At 55.9% G+C, this 16115-nt stretch carries 15 protein-coding genes and 1 pseudogene; 6 read left to right on the top strand and 10 right to left on the bottom strand.

The window, feature by feature from the left end:
• Positions 1-3: 3 nt before the first annotated feature.
• Positions 4-1113, bottom strand: a complete 1110-nt coding sequence (locus tag KEM63_RS12325; RefSeq protein ID WP_267461161.1) for a copper resistance protein B — start codon at positions 1111-1113, stop codon at positions 4-6.
• Positions 1114-1323: 210 nt separating this feature from the next.
• Positions 1324-3102 (bottom strand): copper resistance system multicopper oxidase, encoded by a 1779-nt coding sequence (locus tag KEM63_RS12320; protein ID WP_223652054.1) that lies wholly within the window; start codon positions 3100-3102, stop codon positions 1324-1326.
• Between the two features lie 387 nt (positions 3103-3489).
• Here KEM63_RS12320 and KEM63_RS12315 point away from each other — a divergent pair, with 387 nt between their 5' ends.
• From KEM63_RS12315 to KEM63_RS12305, 3 genes are read left to right on the top strand one after another with little or no spacing between them, the layout of a single operon-like run.
• Positions 3490-3819 carry a four-helix bundle copper-binding protein gene (locus KEM63_RS12315; protein WP_223652052.1) on the top strand — a complete coding sequence of 110 codons (330 nt, stop codon included), beginning with the start codon at positions 3490-3492 and terminating at the stop codon, positions 3817-3819.
• A complete protein-coding gene (locus tag KEM63_RS12310; protein WP_223655919.1) occupies positions 3743-3943 on the top strand; it encodes a hypothetical protein in 201 nt (66 codons plus the stop codon). The genes KEM63_RS12315 and KEM63_RS12310 overlap by 77 nt, the downstream gene beginning before the upstream one ends.
• An 18-nt stretch (positions 3944-3961) precedes the next feature.
• Positions 3962-4645 (top strand): heavy metal response regulator transcription factor, encoded by a 684-nt coding sequence (locus KEM63_RS12305; protein WP_223652050.1) that lies wholly within the window; start codon positions 3962-3964, stop codon positions 4643-4645.
• A 48-nt stretch (positions 4646-4693) separates the two neighbouring features.
• Here the strand turns inward: KEM63_RS12305 and KEM63_RS12300 are convergent, their stop codons facing one another.
• From KEM63_RS12300 to KEM63_RS12290, 3 genes are all read right to left on the bottom strand, one after another.
• Entirely contained in the window at positions 4694-5971 is a 1278-nt protein-coding gene (locus KEM63_RS12300; protein WP_223652048.1) for a hypothetical protein, read from the bottom strand.
• 124 nt (positions 5972-6095) lie between these two features.
• Entirely contained in the window at positions 6096-7472 is a 1377-nt protein-coding gene (locus KEM63_RS12295; RefSeq protein ID WP_223652046.1) for a heavy metal sensor histidine kinase, read from the bottom strand.
• An 86-nt stretch (positions 7473-7558) separates the two neighbouring features.
• Entirely contained in the window at positions 7559-8050 is a 492-nt protein-coding gene (locus tag KEM63_RS12290; protein ID WP_223652045.1) for a hypothetical protein, read from the bottom strand.
• Positions 8051-8694: 644 nt separating this feature from the next.
• Between KEM63_RS12290 and KEM63_RS17000 the strand changes: the two genes are divergently transcribed.
• On the top strand, positions 8695-8952 hold the full coding sequence (locus tag KEM63_RS17000; protein ID WP_150302011.1) for a BPSL0761 family protein: 258 nt from the start codon (positions 8695-8697) through the stop codon (positions 8950-8952).
• Positions 8953-9108: 156 nt separating this feature from the next.
• On the opposite strand, the gene KEM63_RS12285 is transcribed toward KEM63_RS17000, so the two are convergent.
• The 5 genes and pseudogenes from KEM63_RS12285 to KEM63_RS12265 form a co-directional block, all read right to left on the bottom strand.
• Positions 9109-11265, bottom strand: coding sequence for a site-specific integrase (locus KEM63_RS12285; RefSeq protein ID WP_223652043.1), 2157 nt, complete (start codon positions 11263-11265; stop codon positions 9109-9111).
• Entirely contained in the window at positions 11262-12281 is a 1020-nt protein-coding gene (locus tag KEM63_RS12280; RefSeq protein ID WP_223652041.1) for a tyrosine-type recombinase/integrase, read from the bottom strand. The genes KEM63_RS12285 and KEM63_RS12280 overlap by 4 nt, the downstream gene beginning before the upstream one ends.
• Before the next feature lie 59 nt (positions 12282-12340).
• Positions 12341-12580, bottom strand: a pseudogene (locus KEM63_RS12275) (Y-family DNA polymerase); the annotation flags it as partial.
• Positions 12573-13010: a LexA family protein gene (locus tag KEM63_RS12270; protein WP_223652039.1), complete on the bottom strand. Its 438-nt coding sequence runs from the start codon at positions 13008-13010 to the stop codon at positions 12573-12575. The pseudogene KEM63_RS12275 and the gene KEM63_RS12270, both read right to left, overlap by 8 nt.
• Positions 13011-13372: 362 nt before the next feature.
• Positions 13373-13615: a hypothetical protein gene (locus tag KEM63_RS12265; protein WP_223652037.1), complete on the bottom strand. Its 243-nt coding sequence runs from the start codon at positions 13613-13615 to the stop codon at positions 13373-13375.
• Positions 13616-14894: 1279 nt separating this feature from the next.
• Here KEM63_RS12265 and KEM63_RS12260 point away from each other — a divergent pair.
• Complete coding sequence (locus KEM63_RS12260; protein ID WP_223652035.1) at positions 14895-15806, top strand: integrase domain-containing protein; 912 nt, start codon at positions 14895-14897, stop codon at positions 15804-15806.
• Positions 15794-16114, top strand: a complete 321-nt coding sequence (locus KEM63_RS12255) for a hypothetical protein (RefSeq protein ID WP_223652033.1) — start codon at positions 15794-15796, stop codon at positions 16112-16114. The genes KEM63_RS12260 and KEM63_RS12255 overlap by 13 nt, the downstream gene beginning before the upstream one ends.
• Position 16115: the final 1 nt, after the last annotated feature.

The raw sequence follows: 16115 nt of genomic DNA, 5'->3' as shown, positions 1-16115 counted from the left end.
ATCCTAAAACCACATCCTGATGCCAGCGACGAAGCGCGCCGACTCGATTTCTTCGCCTTCCTCTCGGGCAAAGTCAGCTGTTTGCCCATAGCTTCTACCCCAGCTAACGCCGACATAGGGTGCGAACTCACGAACAATCTCATAGCGGAGGCGCAAGCCGACTTCGGCCTCGCTTAAGCCAGAGCCAGTGCCTCTCCTGGCATCATCCTTGCCCTGAAAATTCAGCTCCGCCACTGACTGCAAAACCAGACGGTTTGTCAGCAGAACGTCATATTCTGCTTCCAGCCGAGCAGCCGTTTGACCGGCTTCGCCCAGGTAAGCGGTGGCTTCAACTTCCAAGCCGTACAATGCCATTCCTTGCACACCAACCGCCGCCCAGGTTTGGGGTGAGCCCGGTTTGAAGTCCTGCCTGACGCCGGCGACTAGCTCCCACCAGGGACCGATAGCATGTCCCGCCAACACGTGCACCTCGGCTTCTTCTGTGACGCCGTTGGTACGCTCGCCCTCGGAGCGCAACCAGATTCGGTCAACGTCTCCTCCCCACCATCCGCCAAGCTCCCACGCCAGCGCACTGCCTGCATCAGCATCCTGATACTCAAGCTGATCGAACAGAAGGAAAGCGTAAGGCATCTTGTCGTGGACCGTGTGGCCTTGAATGGCCGGAAATGCAGCAGCGCGGTCAGCATCAGTCAAGGCCGGAATAAATGATGGCTGGGCAATTTCATTTACGTCGTGAACGCCATGCGTGTTGCTTTGTATTGGCTCACCGTAGCTGGGGTCCATATCGCCGTGCTGCATCGAACCGTGGTCCATCTGGCTGTGATCCATATCGCCGTGCTGCATCGAACCGTGGTCCATCTGGCTATGATCCATATCACCGTTCTGCATCGAACCGTGGTCCATCTGGCTGTGGTCCATATCGCCGTGCTGCATCGAACCGTGGTCCATCTGGCTGTGATCCATATCGCCGTGCTGCATCGAACCGTGGTCCATCTGGCTATGATCCATATCACCGTTCTGCATCGAACCGTGGTCCATCTGGCTGTGATCCATATCACCGTTCTGCATCGAACCGTGGTCCATCTGGCCGTGATCCATATCGCCGTGCTGCATCGAACCTTGCCCCGCTTTGCTCGATCCGTGCTGGCTGTGGCTCATGCTGGGGGACTGTTCGCTTCGCTCAACCGAAGGAGAGGCACCCTGATGTCCCGTATGTCCTTCGGCTGCGAGCACGCTGATTGGGGAGGCCACGCTCAGCAAAGCCGCCATGAATGCGCGGCCGGTAAGTTTCTGGTATTTGCAAACCGTCATCGCTGCGACTCCTCAGGCTCGTTCATCAACACGGACTTCACGGAACATGCCCATTTCCATATGGAACAGCAGATGACAATGATAGGCCCAGCGGCCCAATGCATCGGCCGTGACGCGATAACTGCGCCTGGAGCCCGGTGGCATGTCGATCGTGTGTTTGCGTACAAGGAAGTCGCCGTTTTCGTCTTCCAGGTCACTCCACATTCCATGCAAGTGGATCGGGTGGGTCATCATCGTGTCGTTGACCAGAGTAATGCGGACTCGCTCACCGTAAGTAAGACGCAGCGGCTCTGCATCGGAAAACTCGACGCCATCGAACGACCACGAGAACCGTTCCATATGACCGGTAAGATGCAGTTCGATGGTTCTGCTCGGCTCGCGCCCGTCCGGATCGGGGAAGGCGCTTCTCAGGTCGCCATAAGTCAAAGTACGTCGGCCGTTGTCGCGTAACCCAAGCCCCGGGTCATCCAACCTTGGCGTCGGCGTCATGGTCTGCATATCGACCAGAGGATTTCCCTCTTCGGTGGCGGGATGCTGCTGCATTGCACCCATGGCCCCATGATCCATTGCTCCCATCTGACCGTGGTCCATCGAGCCGTGCCCCATCTGGGCATGGTCCATGTCAGACATCGGCTGGTTAGAGTCATGACTCATCCCGGCCATACTTCCGTGATCCATTCCCATGTCCTGCATGCTTAATTCAGGCCTGGGATCTGTCTCGGGAACGGGTGCGCTCAAGCCCTCGCGAACGGCTAGGGTGCCACGAGCGAACCCCGTGCGATCCATCGACTGAGCGAAGATGGTGTACGCCTGTTCCTGCTCAGGCTCGACGATTACGTCATAAGTCTCGGCCACCGCGATGCGAAATTCGTCAACGCTAACCGGCTCGACGTGGAGCCCGTCTGCGGCCACCACAGTCATCTTTAGCCCTGGAATACGAACGTCGAAGTAGCTCATGGCCGAACCGTTAATAAAGCGCAGACGAAGCTTCTCGCCGGGCTTGAACAATCCCGTCCAGTTGCCGTTCGGCGCTAGGCCATTCATGAGATAGGTGTAGGTGTAGCCACTCACATCAGCCAGGTCTGTTGGGCTCATCTTCATCTGCGCCCACATCTTGCGGTCGGCGAGCGTCGCGCCCAGCCCGTCCTGCTTGGCATCTCGAATGAAGTCAGCGACGGTACGCTGATGGAAGTTGTAATAATCGGACTGCTTTTTCAGCTTGGCCATGATTTCGTCCGAGCTCTCGTCCGTCCAGTCTGTCAGCATGACGACGTAGTCGCGGTCGTACTCAAATGGCTCTGGTTCTTTAGCGTCGATGACCAACGGACCATAAACCCCGGCCTGTTCCTGAAAACCTGAATGACTGTGGTACCAGTAGGTGCCGTGCTGGTTTACTTGAAATTTATACTCGTACATTCCGTCCGGAGCGATGCCATGGAAGCTCAGGCCTGGGACGCCATCCATATTCGCTGGGAGAATGATTCCATGCCAATGAATGGATGTGTCTTCTTGGAGCCGATTGGCCACCCGCAAGGTGACCGTATCGCCCTCCCGCCAGCGCAGCAAAGGGCCAGGAATCGTCCCATTGATGGTGAGCGCAGTCCGCGGGTTGCCCGTGATGTTCACAGGCGTTTCGCCAATGACCAGGTCGAATTCGGTTCCGGCAAGGACGGTTGGCTGGCCGGGACTGGTCAATGCCCAGACTGGAGATCTCCACAGCCCAAGGCCCCCGAACAGTCCTGTTGCGACTAATCCCTTCACAAAGGTTCGTCTCGACGTCTTGTATTGCATGGCTTGGTGCCCCCTGCTCGAAAATCAGGTTACTCGCGGCTTAGCGAAGCGATGAGCTGAAATGTGCCACATCGCTAACGGGCGTGTGATTACATTTATGTCAGCTTCGTGTCGAGGGTGAGGGAGCCGTAAAAAAAAGCGCCCAGCGGGCGCGGATCTCTAAGAAGGAGTACAACGTAGCAGAGATACAAACCGGACCGTCGGCCCGTCAGAACAGCAGTCTCGCGTAGACAATATCAAATCAAACATGTCACTACGCTGATCGAAAAATTACATTTCTGTCAGCTAGACGTACGGCGCAAACTTCTTCGCCGCCACAGGGGTCGACAAACGTGTGGCCTGGTTAGTCAGGCCGCACGAACCTACTTTCACCTGTGGAGAACACCAATGATGAATGCCAAATTTCAATCCTGCATCCAGGCCTGTAGCAACTGCGCGATCGTTTGCCAGACATGTTCGGCTGCGTGCCTAGGCGAAGACGATGTGAAAATGATGGCTCTGTGCATCAAGCTGGACATGGATTGCGCCGAAATTTGCCAGCTCGCTGCCAACTTTATGGCTCGAGACAGCGAGTACGCCGCAGACATCTGCCGCCTCTGCGCTCAGATCTGCCGGGCCTGTGGCGAAGAGTGCAAAAAACATGAAGCTGACCATTGCCAACGCTGCGCAGAAGCCTGCATGGCCTGCGCCGATGAATGCGAACGGATGGCTGGCTAATTGCCTGGTGCGTTCGGGTCAGATCCCGGACGCGCCCCGTCAGCCGGCCCCGTTATGCTTTGAGCCGGATTACCTTCTTGAAAGGCAATGGAATGTCCCCTCCGACATCGGCACAATGAGCTAACTGCCTCGGAGCTCAATTGTGAAAATTCTAGTTGCCGAAGACGAACCGAAAACGGGCATTTACCTTAAACAGGGCTTGACCGAAGCCGGGTTCACCGTGGATCTGGTTACCAACGGGACGGATGCGGCCCATCAGGCGCTCGGTGAACAGTACGATCTACTTGTGCTCGATGTGATGATGCCAGGACTAGACGGCTGGCAAGTACTCGAAAAGGTGCGTACCGCAGGCGGGGAAACCCCTGCGTTGTTTCTCACTGCCAGAGATCGGGTTGAGGATAGAGTGAAAGGCCTTGAGCTGGGCGCAGACGACTATCTCGTTAAACCATTTGCGTTCTCCGAACTCCTTGCTCGGGTCAGGTCGCTGCTACGTCGAGGAAACGGCGGCACCGTTCAGACGATCCTTACCATCGAGGATTTGCAATTGGATCTCCTCAAGCGAAGAGTGGAGCGCGGTGGGCGGCGGATCGATCTGACTGCCAAGGAATTCATGCTGCTCGAACTGCTGCTTCGCCGACGCGGCGAAGTGTTGTCCAAATCGCTGATCGCCTCGAAAGTGTGGGACATCAATTTCGATAGCGACACCAATATCATTGAGGTGGCTATTCGCCGGCTACGGGCAAAAATTGACGATGAGTTTCCAGTCAAGTTGATCCATACCGTGCGAGGCATGGGCTATTTTATCGACGGAACGGGCCCTGCTTAGGTCCCGGTCTTACGCTTGGTCTCCGCGTTTGCTTAAACCTGTTTTTGGCTAGCTCGCGCTGATCAAAATCGGCGCGAAGCCGCCGCCCGGTGTGCGAAAGTTGGTCGTCTGGCCTTGATACAGTCGCGCCGCGGCGAGTATCAGATTCCCGCGATAGGTATACAGCCGCACGTCCACCTTGAGCATTTGCCGTTCACCGTCGACCATGACAACCCGCTCTGACGGCGGAACGAAGGTCTGAGCGATATAGTCGCTATCAAGGATCTGGGCATACGTGTTTTTGGTGAGCTTGCTGCCACGGTAGGCACCCTTGCTGCCATAACCTGCCACCGGCTTGAAGAACCAGTTCTTGCGCTGTTGCCAAAGCTCCGCCTCGTTGCTCGCATTCACCGAGACAGTGCGCGGGACACCGCGGCGAAGTAACTCAATATTCTCACCGCTCAAGCCCCACTCTTGCAAGCTGTCGAAATCGGACCACTCGATCAGGTTGCGTTTATCGGCGAACAAGGCATGTGTAAACGGGTTTGGCGTTATAACAGCGCTCCCATCCAGCCAGGCTGAGCGCAAGACAGCGTGTTCCGGAGCTTGCAGAGAGAAGTCCACCAGGCGGTTGTAGACCAGGTCGATCTTGTTATCGTTGTGATACAACGCGCGGGCGCTCGATCTCAGTTCCGAAGGCGACACGATGAGTGCATCGATTCCGGCGTTTCGGAACAGTTGCTGGGCCAAGCGAAACTCAGGATACAGGTACTGCTCGGTAGGCTGGTCATCTACGATGGCTATGCGCCGCGGCTTTCCATTGCCGTGCTGTAAAAGCCACTCACTCTCGAACTGGCTTATTACCTGCCGGTCAAAATCATCGGACCAAGCAATCCGTGCAGCGCCGCTACAACACTGCAGTTGCGCTCGGGCCAGCGTGGCATTGAGGAAAGCACCTCCAGCATTAGTGTTAACTTCAATAAGACGGGGCCCGTCTTCGCTTAGATGAAAGTCATAGCCCATGAAAGCACCCACAGGGCCGGGATTGATCTGCGCAGTCTGCGGCGCTCGGCCGAGAACCTTCTGACGAAACCCCGGCAGAGCGGCAGCCGTCTCCAAAGCCTGGACAGTCTCCATCATGCAATCCAGGTCTCGTTCAGGCACGAACACCGCTACGTCTGAAAAGAACTGGTGCCAGGTCGGGCTTGAAACTAGCTGCTCTTGCGCATCGCCCAACAGGTCCGCGAGGTTCAGCAGCACCCTGGGCCTATCAAGGGTGGCGCAGACGCAGTGCTGGTTGAGCTTCTTCGACTTGGTCTGGAATGAGGAATCATCGGTTTTCGTCATATGCATCCTTAATGTCGGGCGCGCATAGTTGCAAGCCCGACGAACTCTCGGGATTACGCCGCCGCCAGGCGGAACAGCAGCCCGGGTGCCGAGCCGCATGGAACAAAGACAGACCTACCCAACGTCAGCCAACAGCTATCGGCAACTTCATTTGGAAGGTCGTGATACCATCAGCCGAGTGGCAGTCAATCGAGCCTTCGTGCGCCTCGACAATTGAGCGCGTAATCGCCATGCCGAGCCCGGCGTTCAGCGTGTTGCCCTCTCGCCTGGCCGTATCGATACGGTAAAAACGGTCAAACAGCTTATCGATGTGGTCTGGCGCGATCGTTGGCCCTTGATTGCTCACTTCAAGGCGCACCCACTCGCGAGCGTTAGAAACTCTCATGTCGACGATCGAGCCGGGCTCGCCGTAGCGGACAGCATTGGACATCACGTTCGAGATCGCTCTGCGGAGCATCAGATTGTCCCCCTTCACCTGTGTGCTCCCAGTGCTATGCAGCGCCAGTTTTATCTCTTTCTCATCTGCGGCGTACTCGTAATACTCCAGCACGCTTGCAGCAATCGCGCTCAGGTCGTGATCCTCAAAATCGGGAGTGATCATGCCGTTGTCGGCCTTGGCTAGAAAAAGCATGTCGTCGACCATTCGCGACATGCGACGAAGCTCCTCGAGGGTCGAGAACAAGACGTCTTTGTAGTCAGCACCGTCTCTTTCCTTCAAAAGAGCGACTTCTGTCTGGGTTAGCATGCTGTTGAGCGGAGTGCGTAGCTCGTGGGCAATATCAGCTGAGAAGTTCGACAGCCTCAGAAAGGACTGATCGAGGCGCTCTAGCATGGCGTTGAAGTTATCCACTAGTTCGTGAAGTTCAGATGGCACCGACTCGGTTGAAATCCGTGTATCTAGACAATTTGCGGTGATGGTGGAGGAGGTTCGGGACAGGCTCGAAATCGGTTCGAGGCCTCGACGAATGAAGACAAAGCCAAGCGCGCCACTGAGCGCTGCGCTGATAATCAGCGTATAGAAAAACCACCGCCGGATCATTTCAAAGAAATGGGTGCGATGCGTGACATCCATAGCCAGGTGAATGGTGCCGCCTTCTCCGTCAGCCCATCCCTCGATCCGTTCAGTCATACCACTGTAGCGGTTGGGGCCAACCTGTAGCAGCCATCGCTCGCCCTGCCTGGGACCGAGTGAAGCCGCTAGCTCTTCAGACAAGTTGTGATGTGAATACACGACTCTATCCCCCGCCAAGATCGCTGCGGCGAAGCCGAATGAGGTATCGACTAACTGGTGGATATCCGAAACCATTTCAGATTCGAGGCTGCTCCCCCGCGTGAGGATTGATTTGAGAGCTGAAACCTTGCCCTCAAGCACTGCTGCGTCTTGTTGCTTAAAGTGCAGACGGCAGAAATAATCGAAGCTGACAGCGGCCAAGCTCAGGACTGCCGTCACGACGATCACGAAAAGAAGCGCCATTCTTCCACGCAGCGACAATCTGCTCATTCCGTTCGCCCTTTCTTTCAAATTAGCTTTCGAACTCTGCTCGAGTGCGGTAGCGCCCGCTCATGTCACATCGCTCTCCATGGCTTCTAGCTTCGCTGCCAACCGCCTAGCACCTGCCTTCGTACGAACCATAGTTGCACCAGGGGCAATACGATCCATTGAGCGACTGCCGACAAGCCTACCTCAATGAAAGGGAGCAAGGGCATGGCTTTGGCGTACTCCCAACGTTGCAAGGGGCCGGTAGCCAATAGCTCGAAGACGATCGTGATAAGCAGTCCGGACGCAAGGAAAATGATGAGAGCGGGAGGTTGCACCGCAACAAACCAGAACCTCGACCTTGCGACCACAGAAGCTGACCAGAAAGCTGCAAGCGAGATCAAGACGTCGCCGCCGGTGGCTTTGGTGCAATGTAGAATGACCGTAAAATAATGAACGTCATCGAAGCCCGCAAACAGGGGAAGCTGCATCAGTTCCCAGACAAAGTGCAGCAGGAAAGCGAAGATCGCGATGTGGAGTTCAGGGGCGTTCAACGCGGCGTGCTTGTTAATGACTGTTCCTCCGCCAGAGTGATGAGACAAGCAGGAGCCACGTGCTGAGCTAGCAGAGCCGACACCATCATCATAGACGACGAAACAGGGGCTCCGGTCTGGAGCCCCTGTTTCATTCAAGCGGTACCGGCTTTATTCTGCCGCCTTGTCAGTCTGCATGCTGTGCATCATTTCCCGACAATCTTTCATCAAATCGCGCATCTCGGACATCATGCCTTTGTCCATCATGCCCATCATCATTCCGTCTTTCATGGGATGTTCGTTGCCTCTCGACGTCGTTGAGCTGCTGGCGTGGCTGCGATGAACTTTGGATCATCTGGGGCGCTCGGGCAGACGGCGCTTTATTTAAAGCATAATCACTTCCGTCTTCGGCAATGAGCGCCGGAGACACGACGATGAAAGCTAGGGGAATAAGTGCTCGAAACAGGTTTTTCATTGGGGTCACCTCATGTCTGGGAATGTGTCTAGGCTAGCGTTACGAGGCTGACAGCAAGCTGTTCGAATCCTTACGATTGTGTAATCTGCGGATCATCACGATATGCGGGGCCAAAAACGGATCTTTGCTCGCCTGATGGAGCAGCCGGTACAGAAAGCTACGAAATCGTTTCACAGCGCGGGCCCCATGTTTCGAAATGGGGCAGCCATCAAATTGGCATGAATAATTTGGAGGGGAAATGACCCTGCCATACGAACGCAGTCTCGCCGTGGTTGAAACACGGAAATTTCTGGAGCAGGTTTTCGCTGATCCCACTGTTCACGAGTCGTTGAGGGAGCAAGCTAACCGACTTCTACGCCACTATCCGACCGAACGGGATGTGCTGCGAGTTGGCAGGTTAGAGAATGTGCTCTATGGGCTAAGCGCAGGGACTGCGCTTCCGACCGAAGCCGTCGTTTCCCTACCGGTTTTCGGTGGGCGCCTTGACTGGGATTAAGCAACATCCGGTCTCTGTTTTCGCATGGAAGATAGTTCGCTTATGCGTGGTCGGGTCTCTAGATTCGATGCTAACCACTGTCCCAAGCCCGCATGAATGCCAGACCCTGGCAAGGCCGTTCGCCCTGTCATGCTGCCGGTTACGTTCATGTCGTGATTATCGTTCCGTCTTACCTATTTCCGCTGGCGTTCTTCCATCCAAGGTTGGCACGTTGTCGAGCTTGCGGATGAGGCCGTTCAGCTTCTCTAAGTCGCCCTCGACGATCGCTCGCTCTTCAGCTGTCAATGGCACCGTTTCGAGATATCTTCTCGCAGACGCCTTGCTCTCCAACACTTGAGCTTTAGCGCTGGCCTTCGGCAAGTTGAAATCGCAGCCCGCGCAAGCCATACGATGTGGACAGCTGCTCCAGAAAGGATTCGAACAGTACGAGTCGCCCAGGTCGTAGAAGGTGTAGGGTTCAGCTGAATGGCGTGCAATTACTTCATGGTCGATCAAGACGGAAACCATGTGCGCCATTTGATCGGCTTTAACGAAGGATGCCGCCAGCTTGGTTGGCCGAATTCGGATGTAGTGTAACGTCGAAGTTGGCGAGCTATGGCCCGACCACTGCATCAGCTCAATCAACGACATGCCTTGAGGGACGCTGGCAAGCGCCGTCACTGCGGAGGCACGCCCTCTGTGGCTGGTGATTCGACCGCGACTGTCCTCCAGTGGTACACCTGCCTTGGCGCATAGCATCGGAATGATGGTGCCATTGATGACACCGGAGCCTATGCGCTTGCCTCGAAACTGGAATAGGTAGCAGACTTTCTCCCCGGTTCGCTCATCGAGCAATGCGGCCTGATTGGTAGGTCGATTCGCCAGCCAGGCGTCGATGCGCTCCTTCACGGCCACTGCTACCGGTTTGACGAACGCTTTGAATGTCTTGCTGGCAGGAATGTCGAGATAGCATAAGGTCCCTGCTGGAACGACGGTTCCATCCTCGTGCACCACATCACTGGTTTGAGGATGCGCGCACCCTTTGTCCAGCCGCATGATTTCATTGCTGCGCAAGCCCGCGTGAGTCCATACCACAGCAATGGCTTGTACCATCGATAGGGGATAATGAATCTCTGAAAGTAAATCTTTACGTTCGAGATTTAGGCTCGCCCAAATCAGTTTGAGCCAAGTCGAGTCGTCAATAACGCGGGGGTTGACGCCCGAGTTAAACGCCACGGATCGCGGCGTGGCCAAGTGATGACGCGGACTAAACTTCAGACGCCCCCAGCCCCAGAGTTCGAAATCTGTAAAAAAGCGTCGCAAGGCATGCAGAAAGCCACGCTTGGAGTTGGCAGCGATAGGTTGGCCAAGTCCTTTAAGCTGCGTTCCCTTTGCCGACTCCAAAGCCCACTCACCGACCGTCATCCGGTCAACAGCACCGATAAACGCAGCGCAAGTGGACATGCTCCAATCGGTCGGCGCGGAAATGCTTGGCTGCTCCCGCGCTAGCCAGACACCGACTCTCAATATCAAACTGTAATTACTTTCACGTGTGCGGGGGCGTAAGGTGGAGGTTTCTCGCCAACGGCGACACCACATTGTCCAAGTAGCGTCGATACCTTCGATGCTTTTTTCCCGCCAAGAGATATAGCCTCGCATGCGCAAAGGTTTCGCCAAAATTCCCATGGCAGCGAGGCCGTGAGACACCTTACCGACTGATCTCGCGATACCTTCGCTTCGATGCTGTTGGCCTTTGAGCAGCAGTTCCTCAGTAAACGTCTCCAGTCGCGGATCGCCGTTTTCTAACATCAAGGCTCCCAGCACACTGGAAAGGAACTGCTCAAGATGGCGGGCAGCGTAGCCCAGCGATCTCAAGGATTGGCTCAAGCGAGCGTGCTCATGTCTGAACACTTCATGGCCGAAGATAACAGACGCGTATATGGCCGGCTGCCGGAATTTGGCGATACGCTGCGGGGTGTGAAAACCGCCAAGGTGGTAGGCGACGGAAGCGAGATACGGCCGTGACCCCGCTCGACCATGAAGCAGAGTCATCCACTGCGGTTCAGACCAATGCCAGTAGGGTATACCAGTCTTTCTAACGTTCCACAGAATGGCTCCCACCGACGAGATCGCGAGTCGCTGAGAAACGCCGCTATGAGCCGCTAGATCAGCCAGCGGCCGCATGAGCCCGGGGAGCTCGGCTTCGAGGTAGCTCCAGTCTGAGCGGTGAAGGCGATTTGAAGGTATGGTCAGCTCCAGATTCGATAGGTCGCTTTGACGTTCGTACTGGCTCGCATCGAACGGAACATAAGGGGTGACGGAGGGAGCGGTCATTGCGATGCCTGATGCTCGAAGAGTTCAGAGACCATGCGAGCATCCAGACTGCCCACGGAATGCGCCATCTTTGCAGTCAGATCCGCGCCCGATAGGTGAAGGTAAATCAAAGTAGTCTTGGGGTCTCGATGCCCAGCATATGTGGTTAATTCATGAAGCTTCCAGCCAGCACGGGCCAGATGGGTAAGCCGAAGGTGGCGAAAGGTGTGCGTGCTCAGGTGCGGTAGGTTCGCTTCCCTGGCCCACCCTTCGACCGTTTTACTCCACGTCCAACGGGTCAGTGACGAGCCTCGATTACGGTCCGACTCAGATCGAAACAACGAACCCCTTATCCAGCCCGCGCCGCGAAGAGCATATAGATGCTCAATTAAGGTGGGTGCAATGTTTGGGCTATAGCACACAACACGGCTGCGTTTGCCCTTGGTCGTTTCTGCCCGAACCGAAATCAGGCGATGTGCAACGTCTAAATCTTCAATGCGCAAAGCTACCAACTCGGAGCGGCGGAGAGCCCCAAAATACGCCAGCGACAGCATGAGCCGATCACGGATAGACGACCTGGCCGCAATACCGAGAAAGTGACGCCATTGCTCATCGGTCGGAATCTGCGGCAGCTTAGTTAGCCGTGGGACTAGGCCCCTGACGAACCCTTCATGTCCAGGTACTTGTAACAGCCGACCATGTTGCCCACGAGGGACAGGGTTTTGCTTGCGAAGCCCCTGGAAAACCAGGTGGTCGTACCACAACCTGATGGCGGTGAGTCGTTGCTGCAAGGTCGAATTTGCTACTGCATTCTTTGCGCCCGGTAACAGCTCACGGATGTAGAGCGTGACCTGTTCGAATGTCGCGAATTCGGGTCTCAACCCGCGTCCTTCGCAATGTAATAAATAATGCGAAAGGCCACGGCCATAGGCGTCAAGGGTGGCCGGCGCACGCCCCAGATTACCCAGTAGCTCCAGCCACTCTTGAACACTGGGATGGCGAGTTAACACTTGAGCGTGCAAAGGCAGAGTGGTCATGGGGCGTCCCCTGAGCGTCAACGAAATCAGACTAGCTCAAAAGCATTCCACTTAACTTAATACAGCTCGTAGTTACTGGAGAAGGCCAGGATGCCGTGCTGTCGCAATACGTCCTTGATCTGAAAATACGGCGCACCCATTTTCACGAACGGCTTGGCATCGGCTGACCGGGCAATGACGCAGCCATCGTTGTTGCTTAGCACAACGATAGGGGTCCGAAGCAAATCGGGCCGAAAAACTCTTTCGCATGAAGCATAGAACGAGTTGCAGTCAATAAGAGCTATGGCACGGTCAGGCATGGTTACCGTGCCGGCGGATGCTGTCGGTCACAACGCCCCATACCAGCAGCTCATCGCCTTCCAGGATATAGCGTGGCGGGTACTTGGGATTTTCTGAACAGAGCACGACCTGGCCTGACTGGAACGTCAGGCGCTTCACGAACGTGTCGCCATTGATAGCTGCGATGATGATGTCGCCGTGCTTCGGCGTGGCGGCGCGGCTGACGATCAGCACGTCTTCGTCGAAGATGCCTGCTCCGACCATGCTGTCGCCATGGGCCCGCACCAGATAGGTATGCGGGGCATCGATATCCAGCAACGCATCCAATGAAATCGACTGCTCCATGTGGTCTTGAGCAGGGCTAGGAAACCCGGCAGGAACCCGGGCTGAAAAAAAGGGAAGCTCGATGGCGGAGCTACCAAGGGGCGCAAGAATATCTGCAGTGCTCATGACGCATGCCTTTGCTAGTACTGTATGTGCATACAGTATAACGCCGTTGCATTTGTCACAACGAGCTTCGCGAGGCCGCCGATGAACGTTTCGAAGTGGTGCTGATGCGATGGTCTACCGCGCTACTCTCGCATCGCGCATAAAAAAACCTCGCCGAAGCGAGGTTCTTTCGATTCTTCCGGTCATCCAAGCTGACCGATCCGTCCTTGGTCATCCTTGAGGTCTGCCGTCCTGGCGTTTTCCGTAACCCTATCCGGTGGATTCCTGCCTCATCCCTAAGCGCAAGGTTAGGCTTGAATGAACAGTTCGACCAGAAGCGATTGACACCGCATCCGGTAAGTAAAGGCTTACATCAGCGCCCGTCATGATTCGCGTCCCAGCCGCAAATAGAGAACCATCCAGAAGCATGCAAGGCAAAGCATGGTGGTTGGATAAAATAGAACAGCGGCTTCGCCTGCAAATAGCGCTCGCACAATTTCGTCTGGAGCAACACCTCGCACGAATGCGTCGACGGCTGCGGCTCCGATGGTCAGCAGAACGACCAGCGCGCAGATTCCAAAGATCATAAACGTGCGTTCAGTCCGCTCAGTCTGGCTGGGCTGCATAGCGACTCCTTTCGCCTTCAACGAGAAAAGGCATTCAGCCAGGAGGACTGCTAGTGCCGCTGCGGATGAGCTAATCCGATAGAGAGGTCGGTCACGCTGCGCTGGTGATACTTCGTCTGAGGGGCGAAGCGTAACGTGTTAAATCGTAGGAGGGCAGGGCGTAGTTCTCAAAATCGAGCACAAGCCTAGCAGTCGTTGGTGGCTCCGCAGGAACGTAATGTATGAAAGCTGAGCGGTTCGTCAACCGCAGATCGGAAGTGTCGGGGTCGGGTCTTCCGATTTCTATAAAGGTAGCCGTTGTGAACCTGTAGGTTCACAACGGCTACCTTTGTCAGTCCTTCATCGTGAACCGTTACATCGAGTGCATGCGTTTCGATAGCGAAAGGTACTCATTGTGAACCTACAGGTACACTTCGACGCACCAGTACATTATCCGGCTAGATGGCTCTTCGTTAAACCGACTCCCGCCGGCACGAGGCAGCAGATAGCGAGCCCCCAAACGTCCACCGCTTTGGTTGCTAGCGGTCCTATTGCGAAAAAAGGTGAATTACAGCCATCACCTACCGCAGGAGGCGCGTCTATACTGCGCACGTTCGACCCGAGTCCTGGCTGATCCAGGCTCAGCAGCGCTAGCTGGGCGCTCGAAACAAACAGCTTTTTCTCACGCCGGTCCGTCCGGCTATTCAAATCGATGTATTAGCAATACGAGCTTCTGCTCACTTCCCTAAGTGCTGGCCCCGTCCAGCCTCCAATAAACGGTTGTTCTACCGACCCCGATAAGCCCATGCCAAGTGTCCCGATCCTATGATCGTAACCAAGCGACTGAAGCCTAAGCGACCCCGCCGTTCGAAGAGATCGTCTCGACAGTAACGGATTGAAAAAAAACCTCTGGAGACGCCGACTCCCGGGGCTTCCAGCCAACGCTCGCAGCGTGAAAACGCGTGAAAAGCACTTCCATACGTCCATAACTTCATCCGCGGATAGGTTGCTCGTCCCCATCTCGGGGCGTAGCGCGCCCGGCCAGCACCTGTAGGAGAAAGAAACGTGGCAATCGCAAATACCGGGACTGTGACACCCGCACTTAACGTCACTCGCTTGCGTCCGCCTCGAACGAATCGAGCGCAAACAGAACTGACCGTACGGTTTTTCGGCCATGAGCGAAAAATAACCGGGGTCGTCAGACAGCTCATGACCGAACTGTACGGCGGCGGCCCCCTCACTATGCATCGATCGAAGTATTTTTATGACTATGCGAAATGCCGGAGTTGGAACCCGAAACATGCGAGCAGCGGGGCGCCTGCTGCTCAACAGAGAAGCAGCTAAGAAGTCCCTTTCTTTCCAGTCAATTGCCAGTGTCGATCAGGCGTGGCTGAAGTTCGCCGAGCATGCCTACGAACTGGGCATCAGACGCCTCGAACAGATCACCTTCGATTTGGTGAAATCGTACGGAGAGGGTCTGGCTGACGATGTGCTAGACGACCTCTACGCCGCGGCGTACGCGCAGCGGTTGGTTAGTGCGGTGAATACCGTCATGCATTTGGCCAATCGGTCTTGGCGCACAGTCAAGCCGGTGGCTGACTGCGGCATCGCGCGGCGCGTGGCTGTTCGAAGATTCGCCCCGTCCGGGATGGATGATGCAGATGTGCAGTCAGCGGTCGAGGACATGCGGAGCAAGGGGCAAACCGCAGCAGCTGCAGTAACGCTTCTCGCCAAAAGCCTTGGCTTGCGCCTTAAGGAAGCTTCGCTGCTTGATGCCGCGAAAGCACTGAGGCAGGCGGAAATGCACGGTTCGATCGACGTGACTGACGGCACCAAAGGTGGCAGATCCAGAACCGTGCCCGTGATCCGTATAGATCAGTTCGCCGCCCTACGAACCGCTGCGAGCGTCCAGAGCCAGGGGAGATCAGTAATACCGTCGGATCTCGACTGGAAAAACTTTAGAGAGGGGCAACTCAAGGCAGCGCGGTTAACGCTGAAGGCGCACCGTATCCACAAATACCATGACCTGCGAGCGGCCTATGCCTGTCGGCGTTACGCCGAGCTGACCGGTCATCCCGCGCCGGTGGTTTCAGGACGGATTGTTGACCGGCAGATCGATCATGATGCCCGACGCATCATTTCCCGTGAGCTGGGCCATAATCGGATCAGCGTCGTAGCTGCGTATGTAGGAGGCCTGCGATGCACCCGCTAATCCAGGCAGTTCACCAACGCACCAGGGCCTATCGCAAGAAAGGCGGCAAAAAAAACCGCAGGCAGCAGCACGCGAGGATGATCCAGTTTGCACAGTTCTGCGCATCGGAGGGTCTCACCTCGCCTCTGCAAATCGGTGCCAGACAGGTGATTCGCTATTGGCGCAGTGAACGGATGATGCAGCTGGCCGATACCACCCTAGCGAACCACTACTATGCGCTGGTTGAGTTGTGGAAGCTATGTGACAAGGCCGGAACGCCGCCGAAGCCATTCATGAAGGCGGAGCGCGAGAAACGCTCCCAGTCGTAAT

Source organism: Halopseudomonas nanhaiensis (assembly GCF_020025155.1).
GTDB classification, from domain to species: Bacteria; Pseudomonadota; Gammaproteobacteria; order Pseudomonadales; family Pseudomonadaceae; genus Halopseudomonas; species Halopseudomonas nanhaiensis.
This window is presented reverse-complemented; position numbering and strand designations above follow the sequence as displayed.